General features: G+C 39.7%; 15 protein-coding genes. 1 reads left to right on the top strand and 14 read right to left on the bottom strand.

The genetic code is table 11. The features are described from left to right. Positions 1 to 3 precede the first annotated feature (3 nt). The 11 genes from L1283_RS06445 to L1283_RS06495 all read right to left on the bottom strand — a co-directional run bounded on the left by L1283_RS06445 (position 4) and on the right by L1283_RS06495 (position 15,958). Positions 4 to 1,365 (bottom strand): HlyD family secretion protein, encoded by a 1,362-nt coding sequence (locus tag L1283_RS06445; RefSeq protein ID WP_075993471.1) that lies wholly within the window; start codon positions 1,363 to 1,365, stop codon positions 4 to 6. Continuing rightward, entirely contained in the window at positions 1,355 to 2,356 is a 1,002-nt protein-coding gene (locus L1283_RS06450; RefSeq protein WP_075993472.1) for an ABC transporter transmembrane domain-containing protein, read from the bottom strand. The genes L1283_RS06445 and L1283_RS06450 overlap by 11 nt, the downstream gene beginning before the upstream one ends. Before the next feature lie 70 nt (positions 2,357 to 2,426). Continuing rightward, the gene (locus L1283_RS06455) at positions 2,427 to 2,909 is read right to left on the bottom strand and encodes a hypothetical protein (RefSeq protein WP_075993473.1); all 483 of its coding nucleotides are present in this window, start codon (positions 2,907 to 2,909) and stop codon (positions 2,427 to 2,429) included. Positions 2,910 to 3,033: 124 nt separating this feature from the next. Then, positions 3,034 to 4,392: a HAMP domain-containing sensor histidine kinase gene (locus tag L1283_RS06460; protein ID WP_075993474.1), complete on the bottom strand. Its 1,359-nt coding sequence runs from the start codon at positions 4,390 to 4,392 to the stop codon at positions 3,034 to 3,036. Positions 4,393 to 4,402: 10 nt separating this feature from the next. Beyond that, positions 4,403 to 5,167 (bottom strand): response regulator transcription factor, encoded by a 765-nt coding sequence (locus L1283_RS06465; RefSeq protein WP_227550161.1) that lies wholly within the window; start codon positions 5,165 to 5,167, stop codon positions 4,403 to 4,405. Between the two features lie 146 nt (positions 5,168 to 5,313). Then, positions 5,314 to 7,776, bottom strand: a complete 2,463-nt coding sequence (locus L1283_RS06470; RefSeq protein WP_208734189.1) for a phosphocholine-specific phospholipase C — start codon at positions 7,774 to 7,776, stop codon at positions 5,314 to 5,316. Beyond that, a complete protein-coding gene (locus L1283_RS06475; protein ID WP_286850548.1) occupies positions 7,776 to 9,269 on the bottom strand; it encodes a SusD/RagB family nutrient-binding outer membrane lipoprotein in 1,494 nt (497 codons plus the stop codon). The genes L1283_RS06470 and L1283_RS06475 overlap by 1 nt, the downstream gene beginning before the upstream one ends. 12 nt (positions 9,270 to 9,281) lie before the next feature. After that, positions 9,282 to 12,503, bottom strand: coding sequence for a SusC/RagA family TonB-linked outer membrane protein (locus tag L1283_RS06480; protein ID WP_145327866.1), 3,222 nt, complete (start codon positions 12,501 to 12,503; stop codon positions 9,282 to 9,284). A 118-nt stretch (positions 12,504 to 12,621) separates the two neighbouring features. Beyond that, a complete protein-coding gene (locus L1283_RS06485; protein WP_145327867.1) occupies positions 12,622 to 13,971 on the bottom strand; it encodes an MATE family efflux transporter in 1,350 nt (449 codons plus the stop codon). A 15-nt stretch (positions 13,972 to 13,986) separates the two neighbouring features. After that, positions 13,987 to 14,811 (bottom strand): siderophore-interacting protein, encoded by an 825-nt coding sequence (locus tag L1283_RS06490; RefSeq protein WP_070567954.1) that lies wholly within the window; start codon positions 14,809 to 14,811, stop codon positions 13,987 to 13,989. 160 nt (positions 14,812 to 14,971) lie between these two features. Further along, on the bottom strand, positions 14,972 to 15,958 hold the full coding sequence (locus L1283_RS06495; RefSeq protein ID WP_115050491.1) for a helix-turn-helix transcriptional regulator: 987 nt from the start codon (positions 15,956 to 15,958) through the stop codon (positions 14,972 to 14,974). A gap of 185 nt (positions 15,959 to 16,143) precedes the next feature. On the opposite strand from L1283_RS06495, the gene L1283_RS06500 reads away from it, so the two are divergent. Further along, positions 16,144 to 16,404 (top strand): hypothetical protein, encoded by a 261-nt coding sequence (locus tag L1283_RS06500; protein ID WP_046675378.1) that lies wholly within the window; start codon positions 16,144 to 16,146, stop codon positions 16,402 to 16,404. 68 nt (positions 16,405 to 16,472) lie between these two features. Here the strand turns inward: L1283_RS06500 and L1283_RS06505 are convergent, their stop codons facing one another. The 3 genes from L1283_RS06505 to L1283_RS06515 are packed head-to-tail and all read right to left on the bottom strand — an operon-like array spanning position 16,473 to position 19,385. After that, positions 16,473 to 17,312: a glycine betaine ABC transporter substrate-binding protein gene (locus L1283_RS06505; RefSeq protein ID WP_088162284.1), complete on the bottom strand. Its 840-nt coding sequence runs from the start codon at positions 17,310 to 17,312 to the stop codon at positions 16,473 to 16,475. A gap of 1 nt (position 17,313) precedes the next feature. After that, on the bottom strand, positions 17,314 to 18,141 hold the full coding sequence (locus L1283_RS06510; protein ID WP_075993479.1) for an ABC transporter permease: 828 nt from the start codon (positions 18,139 to 18,141) through the stop codon (positions 17,314 to 17,316). A gap of 2 nt (positions 18,142 to 18,143) precedes the next feature. After that, a complete protein-coding gene (locus L1283_RS06515) occupies positions 18,144 to 19,385 on the bottom strand; it encodes a quaternary amine ABC transporter ATP-binding protein (protein WP_075993480.1) in 1,242 nt (413 codons plus the stop codon). Between the last annotated feature and the right edge of the window lie 39 nt (positions 19,386 to 19,424).

The raw sequence follows: 19,424 nt of genomic DNA on the forward strand, positions 1-19,424 counted from the left end.
CAATTACTTTTTCTCACTTTCTTTTGGTTCTCTTTCCAAACTCGGCGGAAAGCCATTCAACTGTCGCCATATCTCATACCATAATGGGACTTTATTTAAAATAACCCTTCCATAAGCACCTGAGCCCTGATTTAACTGAACAGGCCAGGGTTCATCTCCTTCCGGAACAGGAACTGTTGCACGTATCAAAATCCTAAATCGGCCATTCGTACTACTCACTTTATCGATGACTGAAACTTTTCCAGCAAAGGTACCGACCGCGACAGACGGCCATCCGGAAAATTGGATCGATGGCCAGCCATCAAATTGTAGCCTTACATCACTTTCCGGCTCAATCAGTGGGACATCCATTGCGTTTACATAAAGTTCTACGGCAAGCTGTGGTTTTTTAGGCTGTAATGTCGCAACGGACTCACCCTCCTTCATATTTTCACCAATTCCTGCCTTAAAGGTTTTTACAATAAAACCATCTTGTGGAGCCCTCACGACATATAACCCCCGTCGTACATCAATATTGGATATCTCATTTCTCAGTTTGGCGATATCCCCTTGTACTGAGGCTTTGGAGGAAAAAGCCGAACTTAAATCGGACTGCGCTTTCGCCAATGATTCATTATACTTTGCGCGGATGTTGTTTAATTCGATACTGGCATTTGTTAATGATTGTCTTGAATTCGACAACTTGTTATCTGCACTTACTACTTTAGCTCGATCATTTTGCAGATTTAAACGCCTTGTTTCGATATCTGTTAACGAAAATAAGCCGTCACGATAGCCCTCTTCGTACCGTTTGAGCCGCTTTTCACTGGTCTCAAAAAAACTCATGACAGCGACCAATTCTGCACTATCTATTTTTACCAGATTTTGAGCTTGGATCACCTTATTTTTAGCTGACGCAAGCTGAAAATCAAGCCCATTTTTCAATGCTTCAATCTGTGCTTCAGTGGCTTTCATTTTTTGATTAGCAGCATTTTCTCCGCTTTGTTTGGCATTCAATTGCTCTTCTAACCGCAATGGTAACATGGGATCAAAATAAGATTGAGAAGTCTCCGAAAGCACTAAAATCGTATCACCTTTCTTCACTTCCTGCCCCTCAGTAACGGCCCAATATTCAATGCGGCCACCAATCTGATTTTGGATAGTCTGTGGTCTATCTTGTGGACGTAAAGCAGTAACCGTTCCTACTCCAGGAATTGTCTGCCTCCATGGGAGAAAAAGTGCTAGTACAAAAACAATCCCAGAAAACACAAGAATTCGCCCCAAGACTAGGGATCCCCGCTCTTTCAATAACTTATCAACCGCATCATGGGAAAGATCTCTCCATGAGAGCGTTTTCTGACTCGAACGATCCTTATTAATCAACATAAACCGCAGCGTCCTCCTCCAACGCAAGATCCGTTACAGCCGCCAATTTGACAACTCCAGTAAGCATATCAAAAATAGTATTCAAATTTGTCATCAGTTTTTCAATGGCATAACCAATTTGAACGATGACAACTTCAGCAGCAACAAATTGACCAAAAGTCATTTGCCGCTCAACAACAAAATAAGATCCAAGCAAGAGCATCGCTCCAAACAACAGGGTGCGAAGTAGGACAGAACCAATAAAAAAACGCTTTAAAACCTTAAAATGATCGTTCCTCGCCCCTAAATACTTACTGACAATATAATCTGTTGTTTTTGTCACTTCGTTCATTTTCGTCTCATCAGCACGATAATGGTCAATTTGTCCGGCAACAGCTTCCAAATAGGCTACCGTCTCATATTTGTATTCAGACTCTTCAATACTTGTTTTCAACCCTCTTTTATAGTATAAAACAAGTATCGTAATAACAGAAAAAATGACAATAAGGCCAAAGGCCAGAAATGCAGGATGATAAAATGATAATAAGACCACGCTAAAGAAAATTGTCACCACTGCAGCGATGATATCGATCAAAAGTTTGATAATTCCCTTTTGGATAATGATAACATCAAAAAATCGGTTGACCAACTCCACAAGATTTTTTCCAAGTAACTCTTTAGGTTTAATTCTCGGCAGGCGATAAGAAAATTCAACCGCCGATTTTAGAAAGATTTTCTGCTCTAAATACTCGACTAAGGTCAATTGTCCGATCAATAATACCCCGCCCACAATCACGCCAAATAACACAAAAGCAATTAAGATATAGGTAGAGCTATACATCGCTCCATTGCTTAAAAAATTAAAGATAGCTGTTATCCCTATTGGAATAGTCAAACTAAAAATACCGATGACGATGGCATAAATAAATATATAATTGATCGTTTTCCGTTCAGTATGTAATAAGCTAGCCAACCGTTGCAAAGGTGATGGTCCGCCTTGTATATGCCCCATAAAAAATAGATAGAAGATAAGTTATAAATGATGAATTTCAGCTAAAAACAACAGTAAAAACTCCGATCGATCATTCAATTAGTCCGATCTCTCTGTTTCTAATACTTGGTTGTTCCTTAAATGAAATTGTAGAGGGAATTTGACTCTCGACTTTACGGAGTGCAATAGCGACATTAAAAAAATTGCGTGTTTTCTTTTTATAGGTATAATCGCGTGGTATTATGACCTCATTCACAGACTGCCCTTTGAGGTAATGCTGCAAATAATGACTGTTATCGGTACCCAAAATATCCGCAAAAATACTGAGCTTACGGTTTTTATAGCGTTGATAGATTCCGCTACAGGCTTTTAAAAAAGATTCAGATTGAAGTGTTTCCAGTTGATCTTCCAATCCAATTCCGAGTAATTCACTCGCAGAAGTGCTGCTTTTATTGCCATACACAAGAATAATATCGATAGAATCAGCCATTGACTCTTCAATACTTTGACGCACAAAATGGAGTGAGTCAACTGTAAAATCACTAGGTATTAATATACGCGTTGTTTTAGCCATGCCTTTTTTTAACAAAGTTAAAACGCACATATGGCAACGGAATGAATCTAAAATTAGCTTTCCATTAGAAAGCGAGCAACAGTATTAAAATGAGATTAGAAATGCAGTTGAAATTAAAACCACATTAAAATCGAAGGTAAGTGGGTAGTTCAATTTCTACAGTGGTGCCTTCACTCACAACAGAATTGACCTTCAATGTACCACCATGCAACTTAATAATATTTCTGGCCAAAGGAAGTCCAATACCATAACCGTCAATGCCACTCGTATTGGACGCTCTAAAATAAGGATCGTAGATATGATCCAATTCGCGGGAGGGTATTCCGATACCTTTGTCTTTTATTAGAATAAAGACTTTATTGTCCAATGCCCCTAAAGCAATATAAGCGGTTCTATCGGATGAATACTTACACGCGTTGCTGATAATATTGGATAGCGCAAGCTGTAACAAAATTGCATTTCCATTCACCTTAAGTCGCATACTATCATCTGGTAATAGACTGAAATCTGTGATAATCTTAAATTTATCATTGATGGCCTTAACAGTCAGCTCGGCGTCCATCACGATCTGATCAATACGAACGGGGCTAAATGCGGTCGCATTATTAACAAAACCTGTACGCGCCAACAGTAAAAGTGCTTTTGTTTTCTTTTCCAAATGCTCTGCCGACTCAATGATCTTAAATAATGTTCGTTGGTACTCCGCTGTTGTTCGTTCTTTGGATAAAGCAAGATCTGCCTGTCCTATGATGGATGTCAATGGTGTATTTAGCTCATGTGATGCATTGCTGATAAAGTTCTTTTGTGTTTCGAAAGAAGTTTCCAAGCGCGTCAACATCCGGTTAAATGTGAGTGCCAGGCCATGAAGCTCACCTTTGTATTTATCCTCATCCAATCGTTTATAAAGATTTTCCGAACCAATCTCTTGCACCTCTTTCATCATGGTTAGTATTGGCTTTAAGAACGAACGTTTCATAAAAACCGAAACAACGAATATAAAGAGAATCCCCAAAATCAGACTTATAATAAGCAGATTACGAAGGTAGGCCAAATGGTGTGTATAAAAGTAATTTTCAGCGGAAGCGCCCACAATATACTTTCGACCATTTTGCGAAAAATATTTAGTTGAATAGAATTGATTACCCGACTTGAAATTTGAGCTTCCTTTTTTATTGATTTTATCCCAAAGTTCTTGATGAAATCCTTGGCTTCTTAAAATAGCACCATTGCTATCAAATTCCACCAAAAATTCATGCTGATTATTGAGATTTTCTATAAAATCAAGGCTCCACTGATCAGCCTGGGAGGCGGATTTACTATTCAGAAATTTTTCAGCAGCAATATTTCGCCGCAGATCGAGCCGTTTATAAAAATCTGTAAAAGCAAAATTTGTAACGGAATAAAAAATAAAGCCAACAAAACAACTCACATAAATGACCAGAATTGCAATGAGATAAATAAGCTTTCGATTGTAATTGTGCATTTTTAAATATTCAGTCTTCTATTTTTAGAACATATCCCATACCAATAACCGTGTGGATCGCTTTTTTGCTCGTTATTTTTTCAATCTTTTTTCTCAAATAATTCACATAAACATCGACGACATTTGATCCAATATCGAAATTTATCCCCCATATTTTGTCCAAAAGCTCCGTTCTCTCAAATACCTTTTTGGGGCTCTGAATAAACAACAAGAGTAAACGATACTCTGTACTTGTCAGATTGAGTTCCTGCCCCTCACAGTAGGCTATTTTTTTATAATCATCGATACTCAGAAAACCATAACTAAATGTGTCTTTCGAGGGCTGTAACTCACGTTGTGTTGCCTGTACGATAGACTGTTGCCTGCGGATCAATGAACGTATCCGAGCCTTCAATTCAATGAGCTTAAAGGGCTTGGAAAGATAGTCATCGGCACCATTATCGAGTCCGAGCACCACATTTTCTGGAGTACCAAGTGCAGTCAGCATCATAACAGGTAAATCGGTATACCCCCACTGTCTGATCTGCTTACAAATATCCAGGCCATTGGTTCCCGGCAAAAGAATGTCCAATAGCACAAGAGAGACATCTTGCTTCGCCAAAAGCTGTTCCAGACCTTCCGAACGCCCCAGATGAATGACCCTATAGCCATCCTCGCCTAAGCCTTGTACGATCAAATCAGCAACATCCTGTTCATCTTCAACCAAAATAATTTTTTGCTCCTCCATATTCGTCATGATGTGTAGCTCTCTGTAATGAACTACGATCCAAACCATAAAAATAACGTTTTGACACAAGAGACACAAATCCCATTTTTGCCCGAATCCACACAAAAAGAATCTTGCTCTATTTTGCAAAAGAGAAAGCGCTGTGTTCATCGATCGTGAAACAGCGCTTTCGTCCTAGTATTTAATTGGTTCAGCTATAATTCTACTTTACCCATTAACGGGTCTGTCTTACTTGATTTACCAGTCTCTATATGTCCAGCATAGCGGAATTTGACCGCATGATCTTCTGAACACGTTATTTCGATATCATACCAACCTTCACTCTTGCTGCAATCGATTTCAACCAAAGCAGGATCATCCTTGCGCATTGCTTTCGCATGGAAAAGATCATAGGAACAGTCTTTAAGAAATAAATCCCAATTTAGCGACTCTGATTGTACACAAAGAATAGGCTTTCCAGCAACTACTTTCGTATACACATCAATAGCTGGAATATGCGACTTTGCGCCTTCAATCGCACGATAGAAACCATTAGGGCCATGCAATGCAAATGATATGTACTCTCCTACAATTTTATCGAGTTCCCATTCATACGCTAATTGATCCCCTTCCCGTACCGTAAAATTCCAAACTTTACCCGCCGCATGGCCATCATACGCCACATAGGAAATAACATGATAAGGCAGACCCGCTCCCGCTTTAGCTGTATTGAGCCTTCTTTCCAAGGTTGAGCTGATGGAAAGCATCGTTGGTGTATGCTGTACTTTTAGCTGCAATTCATAAGGTAAAGCACAAGCATCCTTCCATCCCTGCTCTTGCATCTGCATAGCTGCATGATACTGACCTGTCGATTTGATTTCCTCCAGTTTTTGGCTGTCGATTTTCACAAAATCTGTTGGGAGCTTTTTATTCCTGGCGGAGAATATACGTTCAACATACCCGTCTCTGTCTACCGGATTAAGCCTTGTTTTGGAAATGTTATCTACAGGACGAAAAGACGTTGTTAAGTCGCCACAGACCATTCTTCGCCATTGACTGATGTTTTCTTCCCGTATCACCTTACCCGTTTTCTTCTCCAAAAAATGTTCTAAAAATTGAAGACAGGAGGTGTGGTCAAAAACTTCGGAATTGACCCAACCACCCTTAGACCAGGGTGAAGCTATCACCATTGGTACGCGATAGCCCAAACCAATAGGACTTTCAAAACTTACATGATTACTATTTTTCCTTTTTCGCTCCTGTTCTAGCGTAACATATTCATCCGAAGTGTCGATTTCTGACACGGCACCCTGATCTTTGTTCGTGCTCAATGGCGGAACAAAAGGAGCGATATGGTCAAAATATCCATCATTTTCGTCATAAGTTAAGATGAAAATTGTCTTTTTCCAAACCTCAGGGTCTTTGGTCAATATATCGAGGACTTCGGATACGTACCATGCCCCATACCAAGGTGAGCCCGGATGATCCGAAAAACGACAAGGTGCCACTAACCACGACACTGTAGGTAATTGGCGATCTTCAACATCTTTTCTAAACTGATAAAAAACATCTCCGGCTGGCACCTCAACTTCCTGCCGCTTTCCACCTTCTTTATAACTTAATTTATCAAGTTTGTGAAAGTTGGGATCAGCTAGATTAGTCACAAATGCATTGTGATGGATATCTTTTTCGAACTGGGATAGCTTTTCAAAATTCTCGGGCGTATAATGAATGACATCCCTTTTCAAATCCTCCAATTCCGCTTTGGCTTTGTGCAGCAATTCTTCTTTTGGATTTGTTTCCAAAAATTTATGCAGCTCTTTTACCCGTTCTTTCATCCACTGATAATGTGCCAAATGATATCTTACACCATATTGTTGGTGAAACTCCAGGTTGTTATCTGTAAAATTGGCCAACCAATCTTCCTCTTCTCCTTTAAAGCCTACTGGTAAACTTAGTTCATTTTGATAAACTTTCCACGAGACCCCTGCTTTTTGCAGTCGTTCAGGATAGGTTTTCCATTTGACATCCTTGTAGTTGATCTGACCATTGTCTACATGCGCAACAGATTCGGGATTACGGGGTTCTTCGCGCACTGTACCAGTCCAAAAATACGATCGATTAGCGCTCGTTCCCGTCAGTGAAGAACAAAAATGCTGGTCACAAATTGTAAATGCATCTGCAAAAGCATAATAAAAAGGAATATCCGCACGGTTATAATAACCCATTGTTAAAGGCATAGCCTTATATTCTGAATTGCCAGAGCTCTTTGCTTCCAACCAATTATCCATTTTCCCGTCATGACGAGCAGCAACCATATCACGCCAACCATGCGGAAGCGACCCCATCCAAGTCGATTTACTATTGACGATATCTAAATGGAAAGGTGCAAAATATGCACCTTCCTTATTTCCTTGTATCCATACAGGTAGGCCATTCGGCAATTTCATCGCGCGGGGATCGTTAAAGCCACGTACACCCTTCAAAGTTCCAAAACAGTGGTCAAACGATCTGTTTTCCTGCATCAAAAAGACAACATGTTCGGCATCCAAAAAAGTTGATCCTTTTGGAGCTTCAATCGCCAAGGCTTTTTGTATTGATTCAGGCAGCCAGTTTATGGCGACTGTACTCCCTGCCAGCATGGCTGCTTTTTTTAAAAATACCCTCCTTGAATCCATTATTTTAACCACCAAGTCTGTAAATTAATATTGTCATTTCCGCCAAATTGTGATTTGATCGCATCAGATACATTCGCCGTATTATTATTGTACTCATCTTGAGGATACATCCAGCGATAGGCTGTTTTCACATTCGCCGATTTACGGAAACTCGGATATCCCGTGCGCAAATGATCAAAATAAGCCGAGTATCCCCCCTGATGAAATGAGCGCAGGTATTTCTGCATCAAGATACGTTCGAGCTTTTGCTCATTGGAGCTAGCTCCGTCAAGACTTACCGAATTTTGTTCAAGATATTTGGCCGCTTGTGCTTCATTTGTATAAGTTCCCAAATTTTTCGCATACTTTTCATAAAATTTGAACGATGCCTGTACTCCTTTGGTATACGTTGCATTGAGATCGCCCGTTATCCAACCTTTCAAAATGGCTTCAGCCAAAATAAACTGCATCTCCGAACAGCCCAATAAGACCAATGGCTCAGCTGTGGGATCTTGATAAAATCGTTCGTGGACTTTCGATAATTTACCTAATACGGCTTTTGCATTCACCTGTGCATAAGGAACAATCGGATCACCGCCTTCATAAGCCGTAAAGTCATTAATCGCTTTACCCGCTTCTTTACCCAGTCTTGTTTGTGTAGCGACGGCAAATAACCGCGGATCTTTCAGGTCCTGCAATCGTTGGATAAAAGTGGAATCCATATACATTCCCGATCCATAACCGCTAGAGTTAAATTCAGGATAGCGATTACCCTCTTGATTCAAAAAGATGAGTTGCCCATCTTCAGCACCACTAACATCAGTGATTCTAGACTCATTGGTAAATATTTTTGAAAATTCTGTTGCTGCATTAAATGGAAGATCAGTCGTTTTCTTCGAAAGCGTCAATAATACTTTTAGGCGAAATGAATTGACTAACTTGTTCCAATTGCCACTATTTCCACCATAAATAATATCCCCATTTATGGTGTTATTGTTCTTCTTCAGAATAATACTTGCTTCCTCGAGCTCCTTCAATACACCCACCAAAACGTCTTTCTGTGTATCGTATTTCGGCGCAAAAATTGCCGAATTTTCACCCTTTGCTGCTTCTGAATAAGGGACATCACCAAACGTTAAGGTAAGATTATAAAAATAATACGCACGGAAAAATTTTGCTAATGCCAAATAACTTTCAGCGCCAATACGTTCAGCTTCTTCCGTCATCTTGGTAATATTGCGAAGATTACCATATTGCTCAAAGCTTCCCCTTTGCCAATTATAAATTTGATTCGCATTTTCACCATCTGTTTGCACAATCATTTTCAAGGCATATAGTGGTGAGGTACCATGCCAGGTCCGAAAAGCATCCCATTCTACCTTCGTCAATAAAGCTTGCGGGTGGGTTGTTGTCGCTTCATTTGGATTAACATTTACTTCAGTCAATTTCTGACAAGAAGTCATGATTGAAAGAGAAAATAATCCAAGAAATATATGTTTATTAAATAATTTCATCGTACTACGTTATTAAAACTTAAAATCTAGAGAAAAACCAATATATCGCGTGGAAGGATCTTGTAAGTTTCCATCGTTCCCAACACCAAAATCAGGATCGATATAAGGTACTTTCTTCCACATAGCCAAATTATAGCCAAATAGTGATGCATTTAAGGCCGTAAGCTGTTTTAATTTAAACACCTTATTGACATCATAACCTACCGAAAGTCTACGCAGTTTTACAAATGATCGATCAAACACATTGGCAAACAGTTTACTCTCAGACTCTGTAACTCTGGCCTGGTAAGGATAATTTTGACTCCAAGCCTGCCAATCAACAGCTTTTGTATTACTTGTATACGTTCGGGTATCTGAAGTAATATTACCGTTCACGTCGCGGGTAAGCTCACCCCCTGTTACGATCACCCCATCTGGTACAAAAACTGGTTTCCCTGCATCATATTGTTCCTGACGATATAAGACCGAAGAAGGATGCTTTCCACCCCACCACATTTTTTCTATGGTTGTCGAATTCATCACGCCGCCAATAGATCCGTCGAAATCAAGATTTACCTGAAATCCCTTAAATTTGAACTGGTTTGCAAAACCAAATTGCCAGTCCGGTTGAAAGTAACCTAAATACTGTGGAAATGGATTTTTGGTCGGCATACCCGTATTCGGATTCAAGATAACCTTACCATCAGCCGATTTTTCCCAGACAGTACCATAATAGCTGTCTGCACGATCGCCTTTTTTAAGATTACCGTATTTCGCTTGGTTATTGTAAATTTCTTCCAAACGCTGAATTGCACGAGACCAGTTAACAGTAGACGTCCACGAAAATTGTTCATTTTTAATTATATTCCCTGTCAAAGAAATCTCCAATCCTTTTGTACGGTATTTATTTCCATTTACTTTACGCGAAGTAAAAGCGGATGCTTGGGAAATACTCAAATCGATGATCTGATTTTTATCAACAACATTATAGTACGTTACATCAGCCGAAAGCCTATTTTTAAAGAAAGCCATAGAAGCACCAATTTCTAAGGAAATGGACTGCTGCGGAAGGATATCAGGATTAATAATACCTACAGGATAGGTTACTGATGGCGTCGAACCATAGGTAACATCTTTTTTATAAGTCGCAGCAATGCTATAAGGATCCAGATCAGAAGATACTGATGCCCAGGAACTGTACAATTTAACAAAGTCAATTTGCGCTGGCAGTTTAAAATAATCGGAGATAACACTACTTAGTGAAACCGATGGATAAAAGAATGACTGATTTGCCTTTGATAATGTGGATGACCAGTCATTTCTTCCTGAAAAATTCAGATAGGTCGACTTAAACACATTTAAGTTTACCGACGCATAAGCACTTCGGATTATTTTCTCAGTTGTTGTATTTGTTGCCTTAACTGGACCTTGGGTATTGCCTAAGTTGTAGACAAATGGTACAACTAAACCATCAGTAGTTTGATAAAGCTCACGATAATCTCTTTTGAAAGTGGAAGATCCCGCATTAACGGTTACACCGAAATTATCAGACAACTGCTTAATATAGGTTGCTAAGACGTCCGCATCAAAATTGAGCTGCTTGCTATCCCAGTTTTTATAATCCCCATTCCGTGAATCGCCATAATTCATATAAGACTTAGGACTCTGCATGTCCTGGAATAGATTTTTTTGTCTTGCTGCAGCACGACCTTTGATGGTAAATTCAGGTGAAATACGCCAAGTTAAAGCAGTCTGCCCGGCCAAAATATCCTGATCGTATACTTGGTTCAACTCATTAGCTGCAAAATAAGGGTTGTTGTACCAAGCATAGTTATAGTTTGCTTGACGATAGCCTTCCTGTCCCGGAATATAGAGGTGATCCTTTAATTCCTGTCCATTTACATCATTTCCCATCCACAACAAAATCGTATACATATGATTTTTAGGTCCATATCCATACCTTGGATAATTTGGAGATTTCACTTTGTTATAGGATAAGTTAAGATCTAATTGTACCTCAGGAGTAAAACGGTAAGAGGTATTCAAATTTAATCCACCTGTAGAAAGCTTTGTATTGGGCACCTGACCTTTTTGATAGGCATATTTTCCTGTTCCAAATATGCTTACCTTTTCCGAACGATACGATAATGTCGCATTATTCTCGGTAATCAGTCCAGTTCCAAGGAAATCCTCTAAATTGTTATGTGCGCCCCAATCAATCGGCACTCTTTCATAACGTGACTTATCATTATACTTGGTTCCACTCACATCACCCCACCAAGGAATCACTTCACCAGTTTGCTTATCACGAATCGGACTGTTCCATTGTGCCACCTTTATTCCGGAGTTCAATTTGGGTCCCCATGTCATATCTCCATCTGAAATCCCCCCATCAGCACCATCCCAAAACTCATATTTACCGTTGGATCCACTTCCGAACTCCTTCTGCGATTCAGGAAAAACTGTAAATCCAGCAGAAAACATATTACTGGTTCCAACCGAAAACTCCAGCCTATCGCTTTTTGCACTTTTGGTTGTAATTAAGATCGCGCCATTTTTACCGCGTGATCCATATAAAGATGAAGCGGCTGTTCCTTTCAGTACATTGATATTCTCTATGTTTTGACTGGACATGTCGTAAAAATCAGATTCTACAGGAATACCATCTACGACAATAAGTGGGCTCTTACCACGCAATTGAAAAGATGGTGCCTGAAAAATCCCCGTTGGATTATTAACGATAAGACCAGATACTTGTCCCGTTAGCGCTGTACCAATATTCATTGTTTTAGACTCTTTAAGTACGTCTAATTTAACTTCTTGAGTAGCGTAACCAATTTGCTTCTTTTGTTGCTTGATACCAATTGCCGTGACAACAACCTCATCCAACTTTGAATCATCCTTTTCCAAAACCACCACAAGATCCCCATCTGTAGCAGTTATTGTAGCTGTTTTATATCCTAAAGAAGAAACACGGATTTGGTCGCCAACCTGACCTTTCAGATTGAATTTACCATTAAACTCTGTACGCGTACTCTGTTTGCTGGTTTCATTGATGATCGTGCCGCCGTCAATAGGTTTGCCGTCCTGATCCTTAACAATCCCTTTAATAATAGCTTGATCGGCAATTTCGAGCTTGGTAGTTTCATTCGCAAAGTTTGCCCATACGCTATCGACATGTGCCGCATTCAGCAATGCAATAGCTAAGGTCACCTGAGCTGTTTTCCTAAATTGAGGTAGTTTAATAGGTTTCATTATTTTGAATTTTGCCCAAAAAAATGAAACCTATATTACTAGAAGATGAGTAGTATATTAACAATGCAATCTTAAAGATTGCTTAACTTAACATTAACATCGTTCGCGCTGCAATGTCTTATACATCAACTTGCATATTGAGCTTCCGCGTGCTTCGTCGAACCGCATAGATGACTATAATGAAAATAATCCAATCTATCGCCGCGCTCGCTACGTAAATGCTGTGTACACCAAAATATTTTGGCGCAATAATTAAGATAGGAATATAAAATACAACCTGTCGCAATACACTGATAAAAGTCGCAGGCTTGGCATGATCAATGGAAGGAAACCACACCATCGCCATAAAAATAAATGGAAGAACCAATAAAACACTCATGTAAATTCTGAAATCCATTAGCTGCTGTATTGAAAAAATCGCTTCTGGTATCAGTATCGATATCACAGCAACGGGATGAAGCATCACCAGCAACCAGAACGGAAGCAGAATCAGCAGCCCAGTAATGGCAAATAAACGGTACGAATTGATACTTCTCGTATACTGCCCAGCACCATAGTTCATCCCCGTTACAGGCTGCAAAGCCCGCATAAGCCCCCATAGTGGGGTATTTAATAAAATATAAAGCCGATTGACCGCCGTAAAAAACGTAATATCCATATCATTTCCGTAATTAGCCAATGCGTTGAAGACAACAATATTCTGGATTACAATCATGACCATCATAATAAACCCGGGCATTCCTAATGAAAGCGTTTCTTTTAAAATCGATAAATCCCAAGATAAAGACCAAAACTTTGTTTTGAACGAAGCCTTTCCCCCGGCGTAATACCATACACCTAAAAATGTGTAGATGATCATCGATATATTGGTTGCCCAAGCTGCCCCTGATACACCCCAACCAAAGTGTTCTATAAAAACCGGTTTAAGTAAGACATCAACAAGCAATCCAATTGCAATCATCCAGGCCGCAGTTTTCATAAGACCCTCTGCACGAATAATCATGTTGAGGGCCAAACCATAAATCCAGAAAAAACTACCCAATATGGTTGTTCGAAAGTAATCCACCCCAAGAGCCAATATATCACCTCTACCACCCATCATGTAGACCAATTTGTCGGCAAATGCATAGCAAGGGAGCGTAATTATAAGAGAGAAAATAATAGTCAAAAAATGCACCGTACCAAATGACCTATGTAATTTCTCCTGTTGATCCCCACCTATCCAAATACTAATTGCCGCCCCCATACCTGTTCCGATCAGAGTACCAAAACCTTGTGCAAATTGGGCTAAAGGATAGGTTACACCGACAGCTGCCAACGCTGTATTGTTAATCAGATGACCAACAAAAATACCATCCAGAAAATTGTTCAGACCATACAGGACCATTGCAATCACGGCAGGCCACGACATCTGCCACATCACTCTACTTAACTTACCGTTTAAGATCAGTTGTTTCTGTTTCTCCATAACCTATCGTAAACGTTAGGCCTGGATTTCTTCACTCTCACTACGGCGATCTGTAGCAGATTTATCTTCAGCAACTCCGGCTTTCCAATACGAATAAGCATAAAGCTCCTCTCTTCCCCAACCGAGATCCTTACGCAAATAATTGCGAATCTCCTTAACTGTCGAAAATTCAGCAGCTACATAAGCAAATTTATCCGCTACAGGCAAGGATCTGATCTTCACCAAATCCGCCAAAAGGCTACCTTCCTGTGGCGTATCATTATGTAACCAAATAAAATCAATAGCAGCCTTAGTCTTCAATTGCTGTATATCTTCGCTACCATGTACTTCAATCATACAGATTCCCTTTGCCAAAGGTGGCAAATCTTCTAAGATTGCCCCCAGAACAGGAATTGCAGTTGCATCCCCAACAAGGAGATAGTTAGCTGCAACTTCATATAGAGAGGTCTTACCTGCTTTCATTAGAATCCCAAGCACATCGCCAGGTTTTGCAGCCATAGCCCAAGCTGAAGCTGGCCCCTCATCACCATGGGCAACAAAATCAATCCATACCTCATTTCTATCAAGGTTGATACCGCGATGTGTATAAGTTCGAACTGTTGGCCTAATCGCCTCATCCATCGGCTTCCACTGCCCTCGTTCATAATCAAATTCTGGAAAATAAATGCGATCTACATGCTTTGGCGGAATCAAGATCTTGTTATTGACTCCGACGGTCGTATTAGCGATTTGATCTACACCATCACCAGTCAAATAAACACGAATATAATGTGGCGTCAGGTATTCTTTTCTACTTACAGTCAGGGCGAGCTGTATTACTTTCATTTCAGTTTTTCCCATGATTTTCTAATTACGTACATATTTGATCAAAAGACCATTATTAAGAATCTTTCTAAACAAAGGTAGTTATTCGACTTTTATCAAACCCGATTCATGCGCTATTAAAACTTCCGTAAGAAGGAATAAAAGGTCCGTAAAGTGTAAAAAAAACTATTCCACATTACAAGGTATTTTTTAGCTTACTCGGTGGGATTCCAAATTTACGTTTAAAGGCGTCCGAAAAATGGCGTTGATTTTTGTAACCAACCAAATCAGAAACTTCACCGATTGTTCGATCTTCATCTAAAATCAGTTTCTTGGCATGTTCCATTTTTGCGTCATGCCAAAAACCAAAAACAGTCGTACCAAATAGCTCCTTAAAACCTTTTTTCAATGTGAATTCATTGGTACCCACCAGATGCGCGAGATTGACTAGTGTACTATTGGTATCCATATTTTTTAGTAGAAACTCACGAACGGCATATATCTTATCGATATCGGCTTTTTTTAACGAAACTGCTACAAAATCCTCTTCCTGAAACTGTTCCAATTGAAGAAGCAAGAGCTCCATAATCTTTGCTTCCAGGAAAATTTTCTTAAAAATTCCCTTTCGTTGACAATTGATTATATCGTCGATAATTTCATACATATCGTGGGTAATCCGTCTATGCATATTGGTCAGCAATCCCGATTTACCACGGTCAATAGCATTCCGAAAATCTGCAAAGAATTTATAATCTTCGGGCAGGAATCTTTTAAAAAATTCGGGCGATAAGTTTATTTCACATAACTGAAACTCCTGATTCCCCCACTCCATTTGACCACACATTGAATTTCCGTAAATAATATTATGCTGGTATGTCTCAAAATTTACACCTAAGGGCATCATTTCGCCACTCGCCTGACTATTGCCTTTTAAGGCAAAGTGCATTTCAACTGTTTCAAAATCACTTTCAAAACGAAACCGCATCCGTTTAAATAACTGTGCATGACCGTAACCAATATGAATACCATCGAAGAAAACCTCCTTATAAAAACCTTTTCCAAATGTAGTATCTAAATGTGTTACAGATTCATAAATTCCAGTGTCGACAGAAAAGTAGGTACTTGGGTAAGTCCGCTCCAATAATAAATTGGGTGAATCAATATCATATAATCTTAGTGCCATTTTTAATTCCTTTTAGGATTCAAATAGTCTTACGCACATTAGGCAATATACCTTAACAGAAATATTCCCTTCGACGGACATTTTACTCCTTTATGCAGACCCCATAACAATAGAATGCCTGCTATCTTTGACTAAAGTATAAAATTATTTAGAATCATTCTTAATTATTTGAAAAATAATTAAGAATGGATACAAATAGAAATCAGGATATGGCAGACAACTTTCCACTCATCCAGGATAGCATTTATAATAACATCAAGATTGCCAATCCAAATGCAACGAAACATGACATTATTTTAGCCGCAGAAAAAGCGAAAGTCTTAGATTTCGCCTGGGAATTTCCAAAGGGGCTCGACACATGGATTGATGATAGCAGATATCCTTTATCCAGCATACAACAACAACAAATTCAACTGGCCCGTAAATTTTTAAGGGCATTGTCGTAATGACAATGCCCTCCTTATGCTATGCCGGGTAGCGTACTGGGGGAGCATAACTATTTAATCACCTCAGTTTACAATAACCAGCCCTTTACGAGATCGTTATGTTTCTTGACCCATTCTTTTGCCGTAAATGCTTTGTCCTGGCTTCCCTGCATTTTTGACAACAAATCAGCCATTGTTGATTCATCGAAGTAGACTTTGGAGAAAAATCGGGCTAGCTCAGGCTGCTCAATGTTAAAGTTTCCCCGTGCAAAAATTTTAATTTGCTCGGCATCACCCAATGTCTTTTTGGGGTCATCCAAAAACTTCAATTTCATTTTAGCAAACATCCAATGCGGCTGCCAGCCAGCTACCACAATCCAACGTTTTGCTTTGATTGCATTTTGCAATTCCGTGATCATAGCTACGGTAGATGAGTTCACATGCTTATAATCGAGGCTATAATCTTTGATCACCTGATCCACGGCACGTGTTATTCCAGCCCCTTTTTCTATTCCAATGATCCGTTTATCAAACTCTTTTTCATGTTTTTTCAACTCTTCAATTCCATCAATTGTTACGTAATCCGGTACAACAAGTCCATTTCGCGCATGGTTATAACTCGTTCCAAGCTCTTCAATATTGGGGAATTTAGCCACTTTACTTCCATGGGTCAATGGCAGCCAGACATCCATATATAGATCTGTATCGCCATTGTTCATGGAGGCTAAGATCATATCTGGCGTAGCCCGCTGGACAACAACATGATATCCCTTTTCTTCCATAATAACTTTTGCGACCTCTGTCATTGCGACCCCTTCGGCCCAGCCATCGACCATACCGATATGAATAATATTTTTATTCCGACCTGTGCTGCATGACGCAAGCAACAACACCATCAGACACAATACCATACTTTTTATTTTCCTCATACTATGCTTTCTTTTTTACAAAGCCCTGCGTGATTCGATCCAAAATAATAGCGAGAATCACAACGGACAAACCACTTTCAAAACCAAGACCAATATCCAAGTTATTAATACCCTCAAGCACTTTTTCTCCCAAGCCACCAGCAGCAATCATTCCGGCAATAACAACCATAGATAAAGACAGTAATATGGTCTGATTGATCCCTGCTAAGATTGTTTTTGTAGCCAAGGGCAGTTCTACTTTAAATAAGATCTGACTATTGGTCGCGCCAAATGAACGTGCAGCTTCAACGATATCTTTTGGAACCGCATCAATCCCTAAAGTCGTCAAACGGACGGCAGGTGGCATAGCGAAAATAATGGTAGCAAAAGCTCCCGGGACTTTACCGATACTAAAAAATAACACCGCTGGAATCAAGTAAACAAAGGCAGGCATCGTCTGCATTAAATCAAGTAAGGGCCGAATGATTTTCGCTGCTAGTTTATTCTTCGCGGCCCACACCCCCAAAGGAACTGATATAACCAATGCTGTTAGTGTAGCGACCAACACCAGGGCCAAAGTCTCCATCGTTGCAATCCAAAATCCCATCAGATAGATCAATGTTAATCCCACCAACGTTGTCAATGCAACCCCTTTCCCAGATTTCCACCAGGCTAAACCTGTAAATAATGCGATGATAATAAAAAAAGGTATCGTTGTTAGCACCCATTCCAGTCCAATAATGGATGCATTCCCCGTATTTTTTATCAAGTTAAAAAATGGTTCTAAATGATCTGTCAGCCAATTTACAGCTACAGCGATGTATTGTCCTATATCGATTACTTTATTCATTTCTACTGATTATTTGCTTTCTCTTTTAATTCAATAATTTCTTCTTCATTATACTTTGTCGCTTCGATAATCAACGATGTCTGTGTTACGATCCCCAACAAACGATTATGTTCATTCACCACAGCGATTGGCGACCGGATCTCCGATATCAGGGGCAACATTTCTTCAACGGTCACCTCTTTTGATACTGTTGGAACGGTAGTATGTATAATGGATTCTACGGTAGGTTCCCTACGCTTTGCAGATTGAATGACTTCATTCATGTGAACAAAACCAAGAAAAGTCTCATGAGCATCAACTACAGGGAGAATTTCAATTCCTGTCGACCGCATTTTCCGTAGAGCCCCCTCAGGGCCATCTTTTTTGAAACGTACAACAGTAGGTTTCTCAAACATCAGGGAACCTGCCGAAATGATAGACTTGCGATCCACTTTTTCAACGAAGGCTTTAACATAGTCACTTGCTGGATTTGTCAAGATATCTTCCGCGGTACCGATCTGTTCGATGACACCATCCTTCATAATAGCAATACGATCGCCCAATTTGATTGCTTCATCGAGATCATGGGTAATAAAAACGATCGTCTTTTGTAAATTATCCTGCAACTCCAATAGCTGATCTTGCATTTCGGTTTTAATCAGGGGATCTAGTGCTGAAAATGCCTCATCCATCAGCAATACTTCGGGATCATTGGCAAGTGCCCGAGCCAGTCCAACCCGCTGTTGCATACCACCAGATAACTGAGACGGTAACTGTTGCTCAAATCCACTCAGTCCTACTACATCCAGCGCTTTCTGAGCTTTAGATTCCCGTTTTTCCCGTTCTTCCCCTCTTAGTTCTAAACCAAAAGCGGCATTGCTTAATACGGTATGATGTGGCAACAGACCAAACTTTTGAAAGACCATACTCATTTCTGTCCTACGGACTTCAAGAAGATCTTTATTATTTTTCCCTGTAATATCCTCTCCATTGACAAATACCTTTCCCGATGTAGGTTCGTTCAATCGATTAAGACAACGGAGCAGCGTAGATTTCCCACTCCCTGATAGTCCCATTATAACAAAGAATTCACCCTCGAAGATTTCAAAATTAGCTTTGTTGATTCCGATCGTGCAATCTGTCTTTGCCAAGATTTCTTTTTTGGAGAAACCCTCATTTAGTAATTTCAAAGCTTGCTTCTTCTGTTTTCCGAAAACAAGTACCAAGTCTTCAACTTTTACTTTTACCTTACTAGTTTTATCCATTTTTTAATTTTTTTAAACATAAATAAACCATAAGGGCAT

Source organism: Sphingobacterium sp. HSC-15S19, assembly GCF_050433745.1.
Classification (GTDB): Bacteria; Bacteroidota; Bacteroidia; order Sphingobacteriales; family Sphingobacteriaceae; genus Sphingobacterium; species Sphingobacterium siyangense.

Coding starts and splice junctions, on each gene's coding strand:
- L1283_RS06445 (WP_075993471.1), bottom strand. CDS start 1,365: ATGTTGATTAATAAGGATCGTTCGAGTCAGAAAACGCTCTCATGGAGA.
- L1283_RS06450 (WP_075993472.1), bottom strand. CDS start 2,356: ATGGGGCATATACAAGGCGGACCATCACCTTTGCAACGGTTGGCTAGC.
- L1283_RS06455 (WP_075993473.1), bottom strand. CDS start 2,909: ATGGCTAAAACAACGCGTATATTAATACCTAGTGATTTTACAGTTGAC.
- L1283_RS06460 (WP_075993474.1), bottom strand. CDS start 4,392: ATGCACAATTACAATCGAAAGCTTATTTATCTCATTGCAATTCTGGTC.
- L1283_RS06465 (WP_227550161.1), bottom strand. CDS start 5,167: ATGGTTTGGATCGTAGTTCATTACAGAGAGCTACACATCATGACGAAT.
- L1283_RS06470 (WP_208734189.1), bottom strand. CDS start 7,776: ATGGATTCAAGGAGGGTATTTTTAAAAAAAGCAGCCATGCTGGCAGGG.
- L1283_RS06475 (WP_286850548.1), bottom strand. CDS start 9,269: ATGAAATTATTTAATAAACATATATTTCTTGGATTATTTTCTCTTTCA.
- L1283_RS06480 (WP_145327866.1), bottom strand. CDS start 12,503: ATGAAACCTATTAAACTACCTCAATTTAGGAAAACAGCTCAGGTGACC.
- L1283_RS06485 (WP_145327867.1), bottom strand. CDS start 13,971: ATGGAGAAACAGAAACAACTGATCTTAAACGGTAAGTTAAGTAGAGTG.
- L1283_RS06490 (WP_070567954.1), bottom strand. CDS start 14,811: ATGGGAAAAACTGAAATGAAAGTAATACAGCTCGCCCTGACTGTAAGT.
- L1283_RS06495 (WP_115050491.1), bottom strand. CDS start 15,958: ATGGCACTAAGATTATATGATATTGATTCACCCAATTTATTATTGGAG.
- L1283_RS06500 (WP_046675378.1), top strand. CDS start 16,144: ATGGATACAAATAGAAATCAGGATATGGCAGACAACTTTCCACTCATC.
- L1283_RS06505 (WP_088162284.1), bottom strand. CDS start 17,312: ATGAGGAAAATAAAAAGTATGGTATTGTGTCTGATGGTGTTGTTGCTT.
- L1283_RS06510 (WP_075993479.1), bottom strand. CDS start 18,141: ATGAATAAAGTAATCGATATAGGACAATACATCGCTGTAGCTGTAAAT.
- L1283_RS06515 (WP_075993480.1), bottom strand. CDS start 19,385: ATGGATAAAACTAGTAAGGTAAAAGTAAAAGTTGAAGACTTGGTACTT.